Source organism: Rhodococcus sp. OK302 (genome assembly GCF_002245895.1).
GTDB lineage: Bacteria > Actinomycetota > Actinomycetes > Mycobacteriales > Mycobacteriaceae > Rhodococcus_F.
In genome coordinates, this window is record NZ_NPJZ01000001.1 from 901016 (window position 1) to 920857 (window position 19842).

A 19842-nucleotide genomic window follows, 5' to 3' on the forward strand; every position below is an offset into this window, starting at 1 on the left:
AACTCTCGGCACTCGAATTCGGCAAAAGGATTTCGCTCGATGCTCTCCACCTACGCAGTTGCGCCGACCAAGGCCTTTCCCTATGAGAGGACCGTCGACCCCGCTGCTACATCGAACGTCGACGACGTAGACCGCAATCACACAGCCTTCTACGCGGACTCCATCAGCAGTATTGAACTGAGCGATAACCGGGAACCGTACGGAGTCGCCGTTTCTCCGGACGGCAAGCGTGTTTATGTGACAACTCTCTTCAGCGGAACCGTCGAAGTGATCGACACGGCCACCAACTCCGTAATGACATCAGTTCGCGTCGGCGGAATCACGACAGGCGTGTCGGTGACACCCGACGGAAAGTACCTGTACATCGGCGAAAGCCACGGCCACATCTACGCGATGAACACCGCGACGTATGCCCTCACAACCGTCATAGCATCGGCGAACTATCCCGGCAAAGACGTCGCTGTCACACCGGATGGTCGATACCTCTACGCCCTCGACAACGTGTTCAACGAAATTCTGGTGATCAGAACCGGAAACCATGCAATTGCAGCCACTATCACGCTCGAGCAGGCGCCGCAGAGCATCACCATCGCTCGCAGCAGCGGACTCGCCTACGTCGGTACCGATACCGCTTCGAAAGCCCCCTCCGGTTCAGTTACCGTGATCGACACTGCAATTCACATGATCATCGATGCCATCCCGCTCGTCGACGGGGTGAAGTCCGTCTTCCTTGCGTCCGACGAAAATCATGTTTACGCAGTCACCGATACCGCTACCGTGGCGCTCGACACGGAGACCCACACCGTGGCCCACTTGTCGGAGCCGCTGCAGACGAGCACGCTGGAACGACGGGGAGTGCAACCTTCGATCGGAGCGTAGAGATGAGCACCACGATCAGCGAGATCGCACCGGACATCTACCGACTGTCGACCTTCGTCGAGGAAGCAAATCTGGTGATGAACCAGTTTCTCGTCGACGGCGAGGAACCACTCCTCTTCCACGCGGGACAGCGGGCATTGTTCCCATCCGTCTCCGATGCGATCTCGCGCCTGATCAGCCTCGACAAGCTGAAATGGATCACATTCGGACACGTCGAAGCTGACGAGTGCGGATCGATGAATTCCTGGCTGGCTGCCGCACCGAACGCACAGGTTGCTCATGGCGCGATGGGATGCTTCGTCCAGGTCAACGACCTTGCCGACCGACTTCCGGTTCCGTTGCAGGACGGCGATGTCCTCGAAACCGGAGGTCGACAGGTCCGACATATCGACACACCGCACGTTCCCCACGGGTGGGATGCAGGTCTGATGTTCGAGGAAACGACGTCGACGTTGTTCTGCGGCGACCTGTTCACGGCATTCGGCCATCATCCCGCGTCGACGGAGGAGGAGATCATCGCTCCCGCACTCGACGCCGAGGATTTGGCGCACGCCACGTGCCTGACGCCCGCGCTCGGTCCCACTATCCGCGCACTCGCCGAACTCGAACCGAAGATCCTCGCCCCGATGCACGGGCCGGCATTTTCCGGGAATTGCGTCCAGACATTGCACGAACTGGCGAGTGCCTATGACTCCCGATTTGTGGCCCAAACCGAAAGTTATCGCAGTTGAGCCGACAGCGGCAGTTCGGCAACCTGTCCCACCTCACCACTAAGGTTGACCTCGAGAGGTTGAGCAGCGTCGTCTCGGCCCTCGAAAGGTTGGAGGCTCGATGCCCGAAAACACATTCGATCTCGAAATCGCTACTGCGTGGACTGCGTTCGGCAAGCGCTTGTCCGCCTACATTACGACGATGGTCGACAACGACTCTCTGGTAATCGAATCGCAGTACGACTCCCGGGAAAACGTGGCCGACGCGCCCGCATGCATCCAGTTCGTCGCGGGGAACAAGACGCGAGTTCGTTGCGAGGTGCCGACCAATCAATTCCTGCACCCACTACGAACGCTTGATCCCAAGGATCACGACAAGTTGGTCGCGCTGGGTTTTCATCGTCCCGATCCGGGCGAGCATGACGATTCCGGCAACGGTTCGATGTCGTTCTACATTGACTCCGATCGCAGCAAGCCCGAGGTCCTGGTGTCCAAAGCGCTTCGAATTCTCGACGAAGTCTGGAACATCGCTCACCCGAGTTTTCTCCTCGCGCGCAGCAGCGGCCGAGAGGATATCCCCGCATTCACCGTTGGCCCGCAGCAGATCGACGCAGGAAATTCGTTGAACATTCTGGTCGACGCGGCCCTCGAACAACTCCTGGGGCATGCACCCGAGCGTGACGACGACGGCGATATCCCGCTGGTAGGAGGCGAGCAGGTCACCTACGTCCGAGTTCTCGGCGACGACGGCTACGTCGAGGTCTTCTCCCGCGTGGTTCATTCCATTGCCGACCTCGATCAGGCGGCTCTTGTTCTGGCGCAACTGAACCGCCAATGGCCCACGCTCAAGCTGATCCTGGTGGAGCAGAGCGTTCTCGGTGTTGTTCGGGTCGACGGCGCACCGTTCGTATCCGAGCATCTTCTGCGGGCACTGCGCTCCCTCACGGATCTGTGCGAAGTATCGGACCAGCTCGCCGAAGAATTGGGCGGGCAACCGATTCGTGTCGAGGACAACACCGACCCGAGCTTGCCCGGTTCAGAAGACCCGTTCAGCGACTTCGACTCACACGAGTGCCATGAGTTTCCACCGGCACTCATGTCCATCCTCGAACTCAGTGCTGACGTCACCGGCTCTCTCACCCCCGACGAAGTCGCAGAAATCTGCGGACGCGACCGCGACACCATCCTCGAATACCTGCGCATCAGCCAGGAGCAGGAAGCGTCGTGGCACCAGGCCCTGACCGATGCAATCGGCCGCGGAGGCGACGACGTCGAACTGTGCACCGGCGAAAAACTTGCCTGGACCCAGACGATCCAACACCTACGTCGCGCACTCCGCACTGTTGTGCTTCCGGAAAACGACGGCAGCGCAAAGCAACTGGGCCTTTTCGACGAACCGATCTAGAGCGGCTGTCAGCCGGGCAGCGGAATGACGATGCCCGGAAGAATCTCGATCGAACGGGGCCGCTGCGGAGCCTGCGGGATCTGCGGGATCTGTACCGGCGGTAGTCCGGGAATCGTGATCGTGTTGGAGGGATCCGCATTATTGGTCCCGCCACCCCCGCTGTTGGGTGAGGTGGCGCCCGAGTTGGACGGGACACCGGCCTGTCCACCGATCGGGTCCGGCCACGGGAAGGACTCGACGTCCGAGCCCTTCAAGGCGCCGTCCATCGTGCTCTTCCAGATATCGGCCGGCAGCCCGGATCCATAGATCAGACCACCATAGGAATTGGTGATGGACTGCGCGTCGGAGGTACCCATCCACACCGCAGTGGACAGCGAGGGCGTGTAGCCGACCATCCAGGCGTCCTTGTTCTCGCCGGTGTCACCGAGCTGAGCGGTTCCCGTCTTGGCTGCGACGGGACGGCTACCGGCCAGTGCGTGACCGTTGGAGTACGACGCGATCGGCAGCATCGCCTGCGTGACATTTTCTGCGACAGCTGCGTCCAGGCGACGCTCACCGGGGGATTCCGGGCGGTCGAGGAGAACCTCACCGTCGGCTGTCACCACCTTCTGGATGAAGTGCGGCTGCTGGTAGATCCCCGAGTTGGCGAGAGTCGCGTACGCGGACGCCATGTCGATGACACGGGACTGATACTGACCGAGCACGATTCCGTTTTCCGGCGGGTCACCGGCCTGCGTGAGCGTCGGGTAGTCGAGGCCGGGGATGCGCTCCGGGATTCCGGACAGATGGGCAGCGTCGGCGATCTTCTGCGGACCGTCCTCCATCGAGAGCATCAGCCGGTAGAAGCTGGTGTTCAAGGAACGCTTCAAGGCTTCAGCGATGGTGCACGTACCGCACGATTCTCCGCCGACGTTGCCGATGGTGACACCGTTGATGGTCAAGGGTGAGCTGTCGAAGCGGGCAGACAGCGGGATGCCCTCCTTCAAGGCCGCAACCAGCCCGAAGACCTTGAACGCCGAACCCGTCTGGAGTGGCGCCTGCGCGTAATCGAAACCAGCGCCGTCCTCGCCGCCGTAGTAGGCGGATACTCCACCCGTTCGTGGATCGATGGACACGGCTGCGGTACGAAGTTCCTCCGGCTCGCCGTTCATGTTCTTACTCACGGCATTGAGCGCGGCCTGCTGAGCCTGGGGGTCGATGGTGGTGGTGATCTGCAGACCCGCCGTGTTCAGCGTCTCATCGCTGATGCCGGCCTCGGAGAGTTCCTTGAGGACCTGCGTCTTGACGTGTCCCTCGGGGCCGGGGGCCTGGTTCAGATCTGTCGGACGGTGAGCTGACGCGACGACGGGAAACGGCATCGCCTCACGATCCGCTTTGGTGAGCGTCCCCAGTTCGACCATGCCGCCCAGCACGTAGTTCCATCGCGCTTCGAGCGCCGGGAGATTGGATTCGGGGTCGAGGAATGACGGACTCTGGATCACGGATGCCAGAACTGCGCCTTCGCTGACGGTCAGGTCGCTGACGGGTTTGTCGAAGTACGCCGTCGACGCGGCCGCGATGCCGTAGGCGCCGCGACCGAAGTAGATGGTGTTCAGGTACGCCGCGAGGATGTCGTCCTTTGACCACTCGCGCGCCATCTTGGCTGAGATAACCAGCTCACGCAGCTTTCGGTCGATGCTTCGTGCATCACCGACCAACACGTTCTTCACGTACTGCTGGGTGATGGTGGATCCGCCGCCGGCGCTCTCCTTGCCCATGATGTTGTCTCGGGCCGCGCGCGCAAACCCTGAAACCGAGAAGCCCGGGTTGGTGTAGAAATTGCGGTCCTCGGCAGAAAGAACTGCGTCACGAACGTGAATCGGAATGGCTGACAACGCAACCTCGGTGCGGTTGCCCTCGGGGGCACCACCTTGCCGAGCACCGTGGTGCCGTCGGCCATGTAAATGGTGGACACCTGGTTGGTCTGCATGTCAGACGGCCGCGGAACCTCGGTGCGGGAGTAGGCAACAGCAAAAACCGACGCCGGCACAATGACCATCAGCAGTACGAGTACGTAAATCGTCCGCCGGACGAACCGCCACTTGGAACGCTTCTTCTTGGCCGGAGTGGCCGCATTGCGGGGGCGACGCGAAGACGCCGCGCCGCCACCTGCCGCGTTCGATCTGTTCGATGGACTCACTCACACACTCCCGGTCGTGGACCTGACCTACCGGCACCATTTCACCAGGGCGTTGTCTCGATCAGATAACTCCCGGCAACTGCGATACCGAAACGTCACACTACCGGTCGGTCTCCTTCGGACGCTCTGCTCGGACTGCTTTCCGATATCCACGGAACGCGAATCCGAGCGCAATCACGCAACCCAGCAGCACCAGCGACTGCATGACTCCGGAATCGCCCTTGGCGATGGCGACTACCGCGCCGATCAAAGCCATGAGCGTGAAGACGGAAATGAAGCCGGCGATCAGCTCCATACGCTGGGCGCGCGAAGCCCGCCTCATCGGCGCTGGGCGCGCGAAGCCCGCATCACGACTTGACGCCGCCGGCGGTCAGACCGGCGATGATGCGCCGCTGGAAGATCAGCACCATGATCACCAACGGGACCATCACGAGCGTGCCACCAGCCATGATCGAGGTGTACGGCGTGACAAAGGGGTCGGTTCCGGAGAACTTGGCCATTGCCACGGTGACGGGAGCAGTTTTGTCACTCGAGAGTTGGAGCGAGAGCAGATACTCATTGACCGTCGCGATGAACGCAAGGATCGCGGTCGTGAACAGGGCCGGCGCCGCGAGCGGAAGCATGATCAGCCGGAAAGCCTGGCCACGGGTAGCGCCGTCGATGCGTGCGGCTTCTTCGAGTTCCCAGGGAAGCTCAGAGAAGAACGACGTCAACGTGTAGACCGTCAGCGGTAGAACGAACGAAATATTCGGGATGATCAGCGCTTTGTAGGTGCCGATCCAGCCGATGTCGGTAAACAACTGGAACAGCGGCGTCACGAGTGCGACGACGGGAAACATCGATGCACCGAGGATGATTCCGGTGACGAAGTATTTGCCACGGAACTGGAACCGTGAGAGCGCGTACGCCGTGAAGACACCGATGACCAAGGCGATCAGGGTGGTCGCGCCGGCGATGACGAGGCTGTTCATCAGTGCCCGCGTGAAGTTCACTTTGGCGTCGGGATCAAGCGCTGCGGTGAAGTTGGACCACGTGAAATTGTTGGGCCAGAGTGACGTCGAAAAGGTTTCCGACGGGTCACGAAAAGCTGTCACGACCATCCAGTAGCAGGGCGCGAGTCCCCACACGATGATCAGTACGACGCCGATGTAGGTGCCGATCTTGCCGCGCAGTGACTTGTTCATACCGGCTCCCCCTTTCGCTGCTTTTCCTGCGTGCTGACCGCGTTGGCTCCGAGGAATCGGACCAGTATGAAGGCCACAGCGAAGATGATGAGGAATGTGATGGTCGAGAGTGCCGACGCGGAATTGGCGCCGACGCGCATCTGATCGACCACCAGAACCGAGATGGTGGACGTTGCGGGATTGGAGCCCATCATGATGGCGGGCAGATCGTACATACGCAGTGCGTCCATGACGCGGAAGAGCACGGCCACCATCAGTGCGGGTTTGACCAGCGGAAGGGTGATCATGCGGAAGCGCTGCCACGCCGTGGCACCGTCGACCTTGGCGGCTTCGTAGACGTCGGCGGGAATCATCTGCAAGCCCGCGAGGATGAGCAGGGCCATGAACGGCGCTGTCTTCCAGACGTCGGCAACGACGATCGCGAATCGCGCCGGCCAGGGATCGGCCGTCCACAGAATGTTGGTGCCGAGAATCTTGTTGGCGATGCCGTCGTTGGCGAAGATGAAGAACCACAATTTCGCGGTGACTGCGGTGGGGATGGCCCACGGAATCAGGACGGATGCGCGCAGCAGACCGCGGCCACGGAACGTCTTGGCCATGATCAACGCCATCGAAAGACCGATAACTGTCTCGAGAAGGACAGTGACGACGGTGAATCCGAAGGTATTGCCGATCGACTGCCAGAACTGCGAGCCGAGTGTGCCGGGCGGGCACGGAATGGAACCCGCGGCCGTGTTGCAGGACTCGGTGATCCAGTTCTTGTAATTGTCGAACCACGTGAACGAACCGCTGACGAACATCCCCGTCGCGGGATCGAGCTTCTTGGCGTCACTGTGCATCGACATCCAGATCGCGCGCCCGAGCGGGTACACGATGATGATCGCGAGCACGATCAACGACGGAGCGACAAACGCCCACACGGGAATCTTGCGACGCTTCTTAGGCTTGTCTGTCAACTGTCCTGGGACCGCGGGTGGACCCGGCGGCGGCGTGTCGACAAGGTCAGGCAGAACCTCGGTCAGGGCCGACCCCGGCGCCTGTGGCTCCAGGGTTTTTTCCAGAGTCGGAGTTTTATCCAGAGAAAAATCCGGTGCGCGATGCCTCCCACCAACGCCCGAACGGTCGGAGCCGGTTGACCCGGCCCCGACCGCGGGGTTGGCAGGCACAGCCGCGGAAGGATCCTGCGGTTCTGCCATTGCCTATTGCTCCTGGTAGATCAGTTACCGGCGGTTTCGATGCCGGCCTTGGTGTCCGCCAAAGCCTGCTCGACGGTCTTCTCGCCGCGGATAGCAGCGTAGGTGTTGTCGGAAATCGACTTGGACACCTGTGTGTAGTACGGCGTGACGGGACGCGGCTGAGCCGTGGCCAGTGCTTCCTTCAGCGTCGCGAAGTACGGGAACTGTGCGAGCACTGCCGGGTCGTCGTAAACAGCCGCGAGGACGGGTGCGCCGCCGACCGCGGTGAAGTACGTCTGCGACTTCTTGGTCTGCATGAACTCGAGGAAGTCACGAGCCGTCAGTGGTGCATCCGAGAACGCGCTGATGCCGACGTTGTAGCCGCCGAGCGTCGAAGCACCCGGTCCGTCGACGCCGGGCAGGACGGTGTAGCCGTACTTGCCGGCGACGGAGGTCTTTTCACCGTCCATCGAGAAGCCTGACCAGCTACGCATGAAGAGCGCCTTGCCGTCGCCGAAGGAGCTCTGCGACTCACCCTCGGAGTAGGTCAGGGCCGACTGCGGGATGGTCTTGTCGGCAAACGAATCGACGATGAACTGCACGCCTTCCTTCGTCTTGTCGTCGATGGCCGGGGTGATTCCGTCCGGTCCGACCCACGGTCCACCGAATGCGTTGGTGATCTCGGTGGTGTTGACCGTCAGGCCTTCGTAGTTCTTGAACTGGCCGATGTAGCAGTCGATACCAGCTTCGACGGCCTTCGGGCAGTTTTCCTTGAGCTCGGCCAGTGTGGTCGGAGCCTTCTCGACGAGGTCCTTGCGGTAGTACAGGAACGCGGCGTTGGTGTTCTTGGGCGCGGCGTAGAGCTTGCCGTTGTAGGTACCCGAGGCGACGGTCGACGGCAGGAGGCCGGACTCGTCGATCTTCAGGTCACCTTCGAGCGGCTTCAGCCAACCGTTTGCAGCGAACTGCGCGGTGTTGACGACGTCGACGCCGATGAGGTCGTACTCGGCGCTCTTGGCCTGCATACGCTGCGTGATGTCGTCGACCTGCGCGTTGGCTTCCTTGGCCAGCGGCTTCAGGGTGACCTTCTCATCCGGATGCGCGGCATTCCAGTCGGTGATGATGTTTTCGAGCGCCTCGTTCAGGGCATCCTGACCTTCGACGATCGTGATCGGGCCGCGGCCTTCGCTCGAGGTCGACCCTCCTGCGGCAGCTGTGGTGGTGCTGGTGTCACTGCTTCCGTTGTCGGACGAGCAGCCTGCCAGTACCAGCATCGACACTGCCGACGCTGCAATTGCAGCTCGGCGTATCGCCTTCGAGTTCAGAACCATGGATTCGCTCCCCGTTGTATACGACAAATAGACGGTCACCGAGAGGCGGCTCACGGCATGCGCCATGAGTACCGGCTCCCGGCGTCGGCCCCTACTGTGGCACGAGACACCCCTACTTGTGGGTATTACGACGAAGCTGAATCGTTCATGTGTCGTATGCGAGGTTCCTCGACCCGGGTTGTCCGGATTGTCTAACCCAGGCGTCGACCGTCGCTGGCTGCGAAAATATGAACCTTTTCGGGATCGACACGCAGATTGACTCGATCACCCTTCTCGGGCGGATTACGCCAGTCGCCCCGCGAAACGATCTGCTGCGACACGCCCCCGATGGTGGTGCGGCCGTACACGTAGGCGTCGGAACCGAGCTCTTCGACGACGTCGACCTCCATCGGCAGGCCCTCGGCAGCGACATCGAGGTGCTCCGGACGAATTCCGAGTACGACCTCGGTCTCCGGTGTTCCGTTCAATGTTTCACGGGAAACCGGGACAATCACGTCACCGAACGCCACACCACCGTCGACGAGCGGGAGGGTGAACAGGTTCATTGCGGGCGAACCCATGAAGCCGGCGACAAACACGTTCTTCGGCCTGTTGTACAGCTCGCGCGGCGACGCACACTGCTGCAGGATTCCCTTTTCGAGGACAGCGACGCGGTCACCCATGGTCATGGCCTCGACCTGGTCGTGAGTCACGTAGACCATCGTGGTCTCGAGGCGTCGCTGCAGCTGAGCGATCTGCGTACGCGTCTGGACGCGCAGTTTGGCGTCGAGGTTGGATAGCGGCTCGTCCATCAGGAAGACCTGCGGCTGACGAACAATCGCGCGGCCCATGGCAACTCGCTGACGCTGACCACCGGAAAGTGCCTTCGGCTTACGATCCAAGTACGGCTCGAGATCGAGCATCTTCGCGACTTCTTCGACGCGAGCGCGGATCTCCGTCTTGTTCGTGCCCGCCAACTTGAGTGCAAATCCCATGTTCTCGGCCACCGACATGTGCGGGTAGAGCGCGTAGTTCTGGAACACCATCGCGATGTCACGTTCTTTGGGTTCCTGGCCCGTCACATCGCGGTCACCGATGAGGATGCGCCCGCTGTGGACGTCCTCGAGACCGGCGAGCATGCGCAGCGTCGTCGACTTTCCACAGCCCGACGGGCCGACGAGAACGAGGAATTCGCCGTTCTCGATTTCGAGGTCCAAGTTGTCCACCGCGGGCGTATTGGAGCCCGGGAACAGGCAGGTTGTGCCCTCGAATGTCACTGAAGCCATGACTGGTAATCCCTTCTACCGGCAGGAACGTGCCGGACGATCCGAGTTGAGGGTGAGCGTGTGCCCCAGCAGCATAAGCTGCCGTGTCGGTCTGCGGGCGTACTCTGCGGCGGTGAGTTCGGAGAAGATGTTGACCCGCATCGGTGCACTGCTTCGCCAAGCAGAATCCACCGACAATCCCCACGAGGGTGAAGCCTTCATGGCAGCCGCGCAACGGTTGGCCACCAGTTCCGCCATCGACTTAGCGGTTGCTCGGGCGCACACCGCGTCGTCGGAGAAACGTGCGACGCCCACTCAACGGCTCATCACCATCGGCGAACCCGGCAAACGCGGACTGCGCACCTACGCGCAGTTGTTCATCTCCATCGCCGCCGCCAATGACGTGCAGTGCGATATCGCGCAGACCGGTGCGGTGATCTTCGCGTACGGATTTGCCGGCGACATCGACGTGTGTGAGGCCCTGTACTCGAGCCTGCTGTTCCAAATGGTGCGTGATTCCGACGCCTACATTCGCTCGGGCGCATATCGAGGCGAGACGTCGACGCGGACGCGTAAGCCTGTCGCCGGAGTAACCGCTCGCCTCAACTTCCAGATGGCGTATGCGTCGCGGATCGGTGCACGGTTGACGGAAACCAAACAGGAGACGGAGAAAAAAGTAGTCGCCGAGTCGTCTTCGGAAACTGCTTTGGTGTTACGTAACAAGGAAATTGAACTCAAGGACTACTACTCCTCCAACTCCAAAGCACGCGGAACCTGGAAGGGCGGCGGACGCGCCGACGCCGGGCATTCGTCGCATGCGCGCAAAGCCGGAGATCGCGCCGCCCGGTCCGCTCGACTGGGAAATCTGCCGGAAATCGGCGGAGTGCGGGGACAGTTGGGCTCGTGAGAGATTCTCAGCGTAGCGCCGTCTACGACGCGGAAACCTTGGTGCGCAGCATGTTCGATCGCGCGGATGAACGAAACCTTCGAACTGTGGAAATTCTCGGATCCTCCGTCACCTTGCCGGTGGAACGCAAATTCGGATCCGTGGAGTCGGTTCAGGCGTATTGCGATCAAGCCCTCAAGTTGAATTGGGTAGCTGAAACCTGTCCCCGTGCAAGCGTTTCGGTTTCCGTGCGCTCCCGAGCCGGCAACACTGCTGCTCACTACTCGAACGACGTTATCGCCGTCCCGATTGATCGCGACGGCCGGTGGGCGATGCGGGAACTTGTTGTCCTGCACGAGCTTGCACATCATCTCGGCGACAATGACGAGGCCGCCCATGGAGCGGCCTTCGTCGACCGCTATCTGACTTTGGTCGGTGAGATCATCGGCCCCGAGGCGGCATTCGTGCTGCGAGCTCTGTACCTGTCCGGCGGTGTTCAAACCGGCTGACCATGTCAGCCCTCGGCGAATCTCCTGGCAACCTGGCCGGACGCCTGGAATACTCGGCACATGGACACGCCGCACAAGTTTACCCTGGTCAGGGATGCTTCTGAGCATTCCGGAACTGCGGTGCCCGCACAGAAGGCCCCGCTGATTCGAGAAGCTTACGGACACGTACTGCGTGAGGTCAGGCGCGATCAGGATCGAACCTTAGGCGATGTTGCTGCCGAAGTCGGAATGTCGAAGCAATACTTGTCCGAGGTCGAACGAGGCAAGAAGGAACCGTCCTCGGAGATCTTGCGCTCTATCTGTGATGCTCTCGGAATGCCGTTGGAACACTTGCTCTTCCGCTCGGGAAACAAAATCGTGGCACTCAATTCCATCTCCTTCGGACACACGCCGCAGCCGATATCCGGGCCCGTCCTGATGGCGGCCTGAGTCAATTCCCTTCAATAAGCACGTCGGCCAAGCCGTAAGCGATCGCGTCACGTGCCGTGAAGATCCGGTCTCGGTCAGTATCCTTCCGGAGTCGCTCGACGCTCTGACCGGTGTGCTTGCTCAAGATCGTCTCGGTTTGCTCGCGGATTCTCATAATCTCAGCTGCCTGAAGCGCCAGGTCCGAGATGGTTCCACTGCCTTGCGTCGACGGTTGGTGCAGCAGCACCCGCGAATGGGCGAGAACATGCCGGTGCCCCGGTGTGCCGGCAGCGAGCAGCACCGCAGCAGCCGACGACGCCTGCCCCATGCAGTAGCTGGCGATCGTGGGTTTCATGAACTGCATAGTGTCGTAAATTGCCAGCATCGCAGTGGTAGAACCACCAGGAGAGTTTATGTACAAACCGATCTCGCGGTCCGGGTTGTCTGCCTGCAGATGCAGCAGCTGAGCCATCACAACGTTCGCGACTCCGTCGTCGATCTCCGTGCCGAGAAAGACGATACGTTCGTTGAGCAACCGGCTGAAGATGTCGAAAGACCGCTCGCCCGTGGGTGTTCGTTCGATAACGCTGGGAATCGTGTACTGGGACATGATATTCACAGTCCGATCTTGGGGAACATTGCCTGCGGCGCGATTTCGGCGAACGTTGTCACGACGCGATCGACAATTCCGTACTCACGTGCTTGATCGGCGGTGAACCACCGATCACGATCACTGTCGGTCTCGATCTCTTCTACGGTCCGCCCGGTTTCAGCGGCAAGAATTTCCTGGGATTGAAGCTTCATCATCTCGAGACTCTCGGCCTGAATCGCGATGTCTACCGCCGTACCGCCGATCCCCGCGGAGGGCTGGTGCATCATGATTCGGCTGTGCGCCAAGCTTATTCGTTTGCCTTTTGTACCCGAGCAGAGAAGTACCTGACCCATACTGGCGGCGAATCCCATTGCGACCGTCACCACGTCGTTGGGAACGAGCTTCATGGTGTCGTAGATGGCAAGGCCCGCGAATACCGAACCGCCGGGCGAATTGATGTAGAGGACGATGTCACGCTTGGGGTCGGTGGTCGCAAGAAGCACCAGTTCGGAACACACGCGTTCGGCCATGGCGTCGTTCACTTCGCCGGTAAGCAAGATGGTGCGTTGGCGGAAGAGCCTATCTGTCAACAGGTCACGGTAGCCGGTATCGGTGGGTGCTGAAGTAGTCATGCGATCATTCCTACCGGCGGTGTGCGGCTCGGCTCCTGATTGTCTGCTGTAGGCAGATCCCCCCTTTCTGAGCGAACGTACCTTTCGGTCGATCTAAGGCGATCGACGTACCGTTCGCTCGGGAAGGGGGCGCTAGACAAGGTGGGACAATTGGCCCAAACCGGCAGGAACGTAGCGGCCAACCGGCATCTCCGGCCATGATGGGTAGAGACAACCATTTCCTCTCGGCAGGAGCGTGGCATGACTCGTCCGGTACGCATCGGTGTTCAACTCCAACCTCAGCACGCGCCCGACTACGGACTGATCCGCGATGCCGTCCTGCGATCGGAGGATGCGGGCGTCGACATCGTCTTCAACTGGGACCACTTCTACCCGCTGACGGGAGATCCGGACGGCGCACATTTCGAGTGCTGGACCATGCTCGGGGCGTGGGCGGAGCAGACATCGAACGTGGAGATCGGCGCCCTGGTGACCGGCGGCGGCTACCGCAATCCTGATCTGCTGGCCGATATGGCACGCACCGTCGACCACCTGAGCGGCGGACGCTTGATCCTCGGTATCGGAGCCGGATGGTTCGAGAAGGATTACGACCAATTCGGTTACGACTTCGGCACTCCCGGCTCCCGCCTGAAACTGCTCGGTGAATATCTACCGCGGATCACACAGCGTCTAGCCAAGGGCAATCCGTCGCCGACGCGCAATATCCCGGTTCTGATCGGTGGTGGCGGCGAGAAGAAGACATTGCGCCTGGTGGCCGAGTACGCCGACGTCTGGCACAGCTTCGGGGACCGTGAGACGCACCTGCGCAAGTCCGGAATCCTGACCGACCACTGCGCTGCTGTCGGGCGCAACCCGATGGACGTGGAGCATTCTGCACCGTGGCCGGGGCTGGAGAATGCGGCAGACCTCGTTTCCGACGGCGTCACTCTGTTCACCGTCAGCGCGAGTGGACCCGACTACGACCTCACGACACTTGTCGAGGCCATCGGGTGGCGCGATGACAACACGGCCCCCTCGTTGAGTGGGCTGGCCTGACTGCATTTCGCGAAAACCGAAGTTCCCGACCGGTCAACTCCGTAGTGTCCTGATTGCGAAGCTCCGTTCACTTGGTCGCCTCGCCAGCACATCTACGGGAGGCACCAATTGACGCGCTCGAAGTTGGTCCGGATCTACCGAATCTCGATTCTCGGTATCTGCGTCGCTCTGCCGCTCTCACTATCTGCCATGCCGGCGGCAGCAGACGTTCCTGGCCCTTCGGTGACGATTCGCGTCGACGCTACGAAGCCGGGTCGTGTCATTCCGAAGGACTTCCTCGGGCTGTCTTTCGAAGCCAACCTCATGCATCAGGCGTGGATCGATCCGGCGGCCGGGAATGTCGATACTCTGCTCGAGAACCTCGGCACCGGAAATCTGCGCTTCAGCGCCAATCAGGTGGATAACACTGCATGGATGCCTGATCCCGACGCTCCGGTCCCGGCTTGGGCCAAAGAGGGTCAGCACGTCACTCCCGACGACCTGTCTCGAGTCGGAAAGCTCGCCGAGGCAACAGGATGGAGCGTCGACCTCGGAGTGAATTTTGCACACTTCGATCCCGCTGCGGCCGGGAATCAGGCGCGCGAGGCTCAGGAGCGAATCGGTAACTCTCTCCGGTCAATTCAGATCGGAAACGAGCCCAACTTCTATCTCATCGCGCCCATCAGCAAGGCTGGAGATCGCCGTCCCTTGCTTCCGGCAACCTACGTACCGGACGCCCGGGCCTACCGCGACGCGATCCGTGCCGCCGCTCCGGGAGTGCCGATCGAAGGACCGAATACTGCCGGCGCCGGAATCGGCAACCAACTGATTGATCCGGTGATCGCCTCAGCCGTGGTGAATCCGTGGTTGGACACGTACATTTCCGCATTCGGTTCGGAGAGTAAGTACCTCAATCAGCACTACTACCCGTACGTGAACACTGCGAGGGTCGGATTCACTTCGGCCAGTTCCGATCTCATCGGCGGACTCCCCAGCGTCGACAAACTGATGTCGCGCGAAAACTCCGTGAAGCAAACAACGTTCATTCGAGACTTCGTCGCCAAGGCCGAACATGCCGGACTCGAACCTAAACTGGCCGAGACAAACTCGGTGGCAAAAGAAGGAAAGGAAGGAGTTACCAACTCCTTCGGCGCGGCGTTGTGGACAGTCGACTATCTGATGACCACAGCACGTGAAGGCGTCACCGGCATCAACCTGCACAATCAGCCCGACGATTGTGAAAGCTACTCACTCATCTGCTTTGCCGACGACAATGCTCGCCAGGCCGGTCAGGCTCAGGCCAACCCGAACTACTACGGCCTGCTCATGCTCAGCCAACTCGTTGGTGGCCAGATCTTGCCCACCACAGTCGAATCCGGCGCCGCAAACGTTTCGGCCTATGCAGTCCGCCTGCCCGACGGCACCGTCAAGGTGATCGTCAACAATATGGATCGGGCTTTCAACGGTGATGTCAACGTCGAAATCGTTGGAGAAGACGGCACTTCCGCCTCCGTGCAGCGATTGACCGCAGCGTCGCCCGACGCTGTCGACGGTGCCACGTTCGCCAATTCCACGGTCGCGAAAAACGGCACCTTCACACCGAGTTCGAACGAAAACGTACTCGGTACCGACGGCCGGTACCGAGTACGAATTGACGCACCGAGTGCAGTACTGCTGACAGTCGATTAAGCCCGAGCGAGGATCCCGGCGAAATCTGTTCCCACCGGCAGGGTTCCGTACTCGTGGCCACGATCGGCGCCCAAGCGTCCGGCGATGAATGCATCGGAGGACGCAGCCGGCGAATAACGCACCATCAGCGAAGCCTGCAGCGCCAAAGCCATGGCTTCGACGACGCTACGCGCGCGGAACTGCGCGTCGGCGGGTGCCATCGTGGCGAGTTCGCCGAGTTGACGACGCACCTTGTCGAGGTGCTGATCGAGGACGGGGTTGTTGCCGCGAGCGAGATTCACTTCGTGGTCGAAGGCTGCGACGGAATCGGATTCACGGGTCATGGCGCGCAAGACATCGAGCGCGATGACGTTGCCGGAGCCCTCCCAGACCGCCATGACGGGCTGTTCGCGGTAGCGGCGAGCCAGCGGGAAGTCTTCGGTGTATCCGTTGCCACCGAGGCATTCGAGGGCCTCGTAGGAGTGGTGCGGTCCACGCTTGCAGACCCAGTACTTCGCGACAGCGGTCGCGAGACGGCGGAACGCTTTTTCCTGATCGTCGGCGTCGTTGTCCTGAGCGCGCGCCAACCGAAGACCGGTGATGGTGGCGGCTTCGGACTCGAGTGACAGGTCTGCCAGGACGGACGTCATGGCCGGCTGATCGGCCAGTACGGCGCCGAATGCGCTGCGGTGGCGGGCATGCCACACGGCCTCGGCGACGGACTGGCGCATTCCGGCGGCGCTGCCGAGGATGCAGTCGAGTCGAGTCTGCGACACCATTTCGATGATTGTTCGCACACCGCGACCGGGTTCACCGATCATGATGCCGACTGTGCCGTCGAGCTCGATCTCGGAGGACGCGTTGGACTTGTTGCCCAGCTTGTTCTTCAACCGCTGGATACGGAAGACGTTACGGGTGCCGTCGGCCAGGATGCGGGGAAGAAGGAAGCAGGAAAGCCCTTCGCCGGCAGCACCTTCGGCCTGGGCCAGAACGAGGAAGGCGTCGGACATCGGTGCGGAGCAGAACCACTTGTGGCCGGTGAGCAGGTAATCGGCACCCGGGCCACCGCGACCCGCAGGCTTGGCGACCGTGGTGTTGGCCCGCACGTCGGAGCCGCCCTGCTTCTCCGTCATGGACATACCGAAAATCGCGGATGCCTTTCCGGGAGCATCCAACTCGGGGGTGTAGCTACGAGAGAGGGCGCGAGGCTTCCAGATAGCGGCCACGTCGGGCTGCAGTTCCAGCGAAGGAATGACCGCGTGTGTCATGGAGATGGGGCACGAGTGACCCGGCTCGACCTGCGCGAACATCATGAAGGCCGCTGCGCGAGCAACATTGGCGCCCGGCTTCGGGTTTTCCCAGGCCGAGGTGTGCGCGCCGTGAGCTACTGCCGCCGAGATGATGCGGTGGTACGACGGGTGGTATTCCACCTCGTCGATGCGGTTGCCCCAACGGTCGAACGTATGAAGTTCGGGGATGACGGTGTTGGCCAGCTCGGCGTCGTGCTGGAATCCTGCACTGCCGACCAGTTCGCCGATATCGGTGAGTTCGTCTGCAGCCCAGGCGGCATCGTGGCGGACTACGCCTTCGGCGAGCACCGGGTCGAGGAGGTACTCGTTGACGTCGGTGCGGGGCACGGACTGATTGAGCACAGCATGCGTGCGATGGGGAGCCGGATGCGTGACGGTCTTCTCGGTAATTTCAGTCATGATTGGCCTTTCAGCTCGCACTGCGAATGAGGTGCTTCTGGATCTTGCCTGTCGGCGTACGCGGGAGAACTGACGTGAAGACAACTTCACGCGGAATCTTGTAGCGTGCCAGCTTGTCCGAGAGGTAGGTCTTGATGTCGTCGGCATCGATGACGCCGGGTTCACGCCACACGACGTGCGCGACAACGGTTTCGCCCCACTCCACGTTGGGCTTGCCGACTACGGCTACGTCGATCACGTCGGGGTGACCCGAGATCACGTCCTCCACTTCCTTGGAGTAGACGTTCTCGCCGCCGGTGATGATCATGTCCTTGGCGCGGTCCACGATGAAGAGATAGCCGTCTGAATCCGCTCGAGCGAGATCGCCGGTGCGGTACCAACCGCCGTCCGCGAAGGCTGCAGCAGTGGCTTCGGGATCGTCGAGGTAGCCCAGCATGACGGTGTCGGCGCGCAGCCAGATCTCGCCGATCTGCTCGGGCGCAACGTCTTTGCCGTCTTCGCCGACCAGACGCAGATCCACAGCGGCGAGTGCAAACTTTCCGATGGAGCCGGCCTTGGTCAACTGCTCTTCGGGGTACAGCACAGTTCCGACGGGGCCGGTTTCGGTCATGCCGTACACCTGACGGAACTCGGTGGTGCCGTAGGACTCCACCAGTCGCCGTGCAACATCGGCGCCGATGGGACCGCCTCCGTACAGCCAGGCGCGGACGCTTCCGAGGTTGTAGTCGGCAAAATTGGGCACCATGTTCAGTGCGGTGGTGTAGATGACGGGCGGACCGAAGCACAGCGTAATCCGCTGTTCCTGAACCGTTTCCAGAAACTTGACCGGATGGTATTCGCGCAGCAGAACAACGGTTCCACCCATGTACAGCGTCGACATGAACCAGTTGTTCAGTGGTGAGGCGTGCCAGATCGGCACGGCCATCAGCAGTCGCTCGTCGCGAGTGGTCGAGACTGCCAAACCGGCAGTGATGGCTACTCCCACTACATTTCGGTGACTGTGCACGCAACCCTTCGGTGCGCCGGTAGTTCCCGAGGTGTAGAGGATTTCAGCGGGATCATTTTCATCGATCTCGACACCGTCCACTGCGTCGGCAACAACAATGGCGTCGTCGAAGAAGTCGAAGCCCTTGGCTGCGGAGTCTGTACTGACCAGCTTGGCCGTCGTTTCGAGGCGGCTGACAATCGGTGCCAGTTCACCGTCGAAAACACACACCGACACCTTCGCGTGTTCGAGAACGTACGCAACTTCAGGTGTCTGCATCTTGTGGTTGATCGGAACCACAACGGCGCCCAGACGCCAAGCGCCGAGCATCGCGTACACAAAACCCGGAGTGTTGAAGCACATCAACGCAACTCGGTCACCATGCTTGACGCCCAGAGTTGCCAGATACCCGGCAGCACGACGACTTCCGTCGTGAACCTGCTGATACGTATGCCCCCGGCCGCCCGAGATCAAGAACGGTTTGTCCGGCGACTTGGCGGTATTGCTGTCGAATACACGAACGATGTTCATCTGGAAGATCCTTAGAAGTTCTTGTCGGGAAAGGAGATTCAACCCATTGAGCTGTTGAGTACGGCATCAGGGATCTGAAGGGTGGCGAAGATGACGGCAACCGCTTCCTCGAGCGAGTAGCCGAAACTCTCGCCGGTGGCCGTCTTCTGGATGACGAGGCCGAAGATCGCAGACCAGAAGGCCTTGGACTCGACGTCGATGCCCGCACGCAGTTGCCAACCGGTGCGGACCAAAGTGCGGAGCAAGGCGGTTTCGCCCGATGTATGCAGCGTCCGCAAGGTATCGGAGATGAGGGTGCGCAGTTCGCCGCGGCGGCCCGTCATGATCATGGCTTCGACAAAAATTTCGACGCTCGGAGCTCCCGGACCGAGTAGGGAACCAACCAACTTCTCGGCGTAGTCCCCGACGGTATGGGCGTCGGCGGCATCAATCTCTGCTCGCTTTCCGACGCGCAGGACGGCGGAGCAGGCAACCTCGACAAAGAGCTTTTCTTTGGAGCCGTAGTAGTACGTCACCTGGTTGGGGTGGGCTCCGGCGGCCGCGCAGATCTGGGCAATGGACACGCACTCGCCGTGCTCGAGAAACAGTGCAGTGGCCGCGTCGAAAAGTGCCTGGCGGGTCTGCTTGCCGGATTCACGCGTCGCACGCGCTGCCGGTACTGCCTCAGTAGCCATCAACGCACTCCTACTTGTTTGTATGACAAACAATAACTTGGCGTTGTTTGGATGGCAAGCAATTCCTTACTCAGCGACATTTTCAATCAGGCGGATTCGAAGGCGTGACCGCAGCGCAAGCACACCA

General features: G+C 61.0%; 18 protein-coding genes and 1 pseudogene. 8 read left to right on the forward strand and 11 right to left on the reverse strand.

Going from position 1 to position 19842, the window contains the following annotated elements; translation table 11 throughout:
- Positions 1-39: 39 nt before the first annotated feature.
- The 3 genes from BDB13_RS04125 to BDB13_RS04135 all read left to right on the forward strand — a co-directional run bounded on the left by BDB13_RS04125 (position 40) and on the right by BDB13_RS04135 (position 2994).
- Positions 40-879: a YncE family protein gene (locus tag BDB13_RS04125; protein ID WP_094270526.1), complete on the forward strand. Its 840-nt coding sequence runs from the start codon at positions 40-42 to the stop codon at positions 877-879.
- 2 nt (positions 880-881) lie between these two features.
- Positions 882-1610, forward strand: a complete 729-nt coding sequence (locus BDB13_RS04130; protein ID WP_094270527.1) for an MBL fold metallo-hydrolase — start codon at positions 882-884, stop codon at positions 1608-1610.
- Between the two features lie 100 nt (positions 1611-1710).
- On the forward strand, positions 1711-2994 hold the full coding sequence (locus BDB13_RS04135) for a T3SS (YopN, CesT) and YbjN peptide-binding chaperone 1 (RefSeq protein ID WP_094270528.1): 1284 nt from the start codon (positions 1711-1713) through the stop codon (positions 2992-2994).
- Between the two features lie 8 nt (positions 2995-3002).
- On the opposite strand, the pseudogene BDB13_RS04140 reads toward BDB13_RS04135, so the two are convergent.
- The 6 genes and pseudogenes from BDB13_RS04140 to BDB13_RS04165 form a co-directional block, all read right to left on the reverse strand.
- Positions 3003-5173: pseudogene (locus tag BDB13_RS04140) on the reverse strand (transglycosylase domain-containing protein).
- A 100-nt stretch (positions 5174-5273) separates the two neighbouring features.
- On the reverse strand, positions 5274-5495 hold the full coding sequence (locus tag BDB13_RS04145) for a hypothetical protein (protein WP_094270529.1): 222 nt from the start codon (positions 5493-5495) through the stop codon (positions 5274-5276).
- Positions 5496-5520: 25 nt separating this feature from the next.
- On the reverse strand, positions 5521-6357 hold the full coding sequence (locus tag BDB13_RS04150; RefSeq protein WP_094270530.1) for a carbohydrate ABC transporter permease: 837 nt from the start codon (positions 6355-6357) through the stop codon (positions 5521-5523).
- Positions 6354-7553, reverse strand: a complete 1200-nt coding sequence (locus BDB13_RS04155; RefSeq protein WP_176459525.1) for a carbohydrate ABC transporter permease — start codon at positions 7551-7553, stop codon at positions 6354-6356. Before BDB13_RS04155 ends, BDB13_RS04150 begins: the two co-directional genes overlap by 4 nt.
- Before the next feature lie 20 nt (positions 7554-7573).
- The gene (locus tag BDB13_RS04160; protein ID WP_094274663.1) at positions 7574-8863 is read right to left on the reverse strand and encodes an ABC transporter substrate-binding protein; all 1290 of its coding nucleotides are present in this window, start codon (positions 8861-8863) and stop codon (positions 7574-7576) included.
- Positions 8864-9054: 191 nt separating this feature from the next.
- Complete coding sequence (locus BDB13_RS04165; protein WP_094270531.1) at positions 9055-10128, reverse strand: ABC transporter ATP-binding protein; 1074 nt, start codon at positions 10126-10128, stop codon at positions 9055-9057.
- A 112-nt stretch (positions 10129-10240) separates the two neighbouring features.
- Between BDB13_RS04165 and BDB13_RS04170 the strand changes: the two genes are divergently transcribed.
- From BDB13_RS04170 to BDB13_RS04180, 3 genes are read left to right on the forward strand one after another with little or no spacing between them, the layout of a single operon-like run.
- Entirely contained in the window at positions 10241-11014 is a 774-nt protein-coding gene (locus BDB13_RS04170; RefSeq protein ID WP_094270532.1) for a DUF2786 domain-containing protein, read from the forward strand.
- Complete coding sequence (locus tag BDB13_RS04175; protein WP_094270533.1) at positions 11011-11502, forward strand: TIGR04338 family metallohydrolase; 492 nt, start codon at positions 11011-11013, stop codon at positions 11500-11502. The genes BDB13_RS04170 and BDB13_RS04175 overlap by 4 nt, the downstream gene beginning before the upstream one ends.
- A gap of 60 nt (positions 11503-11562) precedes the next feature.
- Entirely contained in the window at positions 11563-11931 is a 369-nt protein-coding gene (locus BDB13_RS04180; RefSeq protein ID WP_094270534.1) for a helix-turn-helix domain-containing protein, read from the forward strand.
- 1 nt (position 11932) lies between these two features.
- On the opposite strand, the gene BDB13_RS04185 is transcribed toward BDB13_RS04180, so the two are convergent.
- Together BDB13_RS04185 and BDB13_RS04190 are read right to left on the reverse strand one after the other, a co-directional pair.
- Positions 11933-12520 (reverse strand): ATP-dependent Clp protease proteolytic subunit, encoded by a 588-nt coding sequence (locus BDB13_RS04185; RefSeq protein ID WP_094274664.1) that lies wholly within the window; start codon positions 12518-12520, stop codon positions 11933-11935.
- 5 nt (positions 12521-12525) lie between these two features.
- A complete protein-coding gene (locus tag BDB13_RS04190) occupies positions 12526-13134 on the reverse strand; it encodes a ClpP family protease (protein ID WP_094270535.1) in 609 nt (202 codons plus the stop codon).
- A 240-nt stretch (positions 13135-13374) separates the two neighbouring features.
- On the opposite strand from BDB13_RS04190, the gene BDB13_RS04195 reads away from it, so the two are divergent.
- Both BDB13_RS04195 and BDB13_RS04200 read left to right on the forward strand, forming a co-directional pair.
- Positions 13375-14169 carry an LLM class F420-dependent oxidoreductase gene (locus BDB13_RS04195; RefSeq protein WP_094270536.1) on the forward strand — a complete coding sequence of 265 codons (795 nt, stop codon included), beginning with the start codon at positions 13375-13377 and terminating at the stop codon, positions 14167-14169.
- 108 nt (positions 14170-14277) lie between these two features.
- Positions 14278-15837, forward strand: coding sequence for a glycosyl hydrolase family 79 C-terminal domain-containing protein (locus BDB13_RS04200; protein WP_141210610.1), 1560 nt, complete (start codon positions 14278-14280; stop codon positions 15835-15837).
- Here BDB13_RS04200 and BDB13_RS04205 read toward each other — a convergent pair.
- From BDB13_RS04205 to BDB13_RS04215, 3 genes are read right to left on the reverse strand one after another with little or no spacing between them, the layout of a single operon-like run.
- Positions 15834-17525 (reverse strand): acyl-CoA dehydrogenase family protein, encoded by a 1692-nt coding sequence (locus tag BDB13_RS04205; RefSeq protein WP_094270538.1) that lies wholly within the window; start codon positions 17523-17525, stop codon positions 15834-15836. The genes BDB13_RS04200 and BDB13_RS04205 overlap by 4 nt on opposite strands.
- A 10-nt stretch (positions 17526-17535) precedes the next feature.
- Positions 17536-19041: a class I adenylate-forming enzyme family protein gene (locus BDB13_RS04210; RefSeq protein ID WP_094270539.1), complete on the reverse strand. Its 1506-nt coding sequence runs from the start codon at positions 19039-19041 to the stop codon at positions 17536-17538.
- 38 nt (positions 19042-19079) lie between these two features.
- Complete coding sequence (locus tag BDB13_RS04215; protein ID WP_094270540.1) at positions 19080-19715, reverse strand: TetR/AcrR family transcriptional regulator C-terminal domain-containing protein; 636 nt, start codon at positions 19713-19715, stop codon at positions 19080-19082.
- Between the last annotated feature and the right edge of the window lie 127 nt (positions 19716-19842).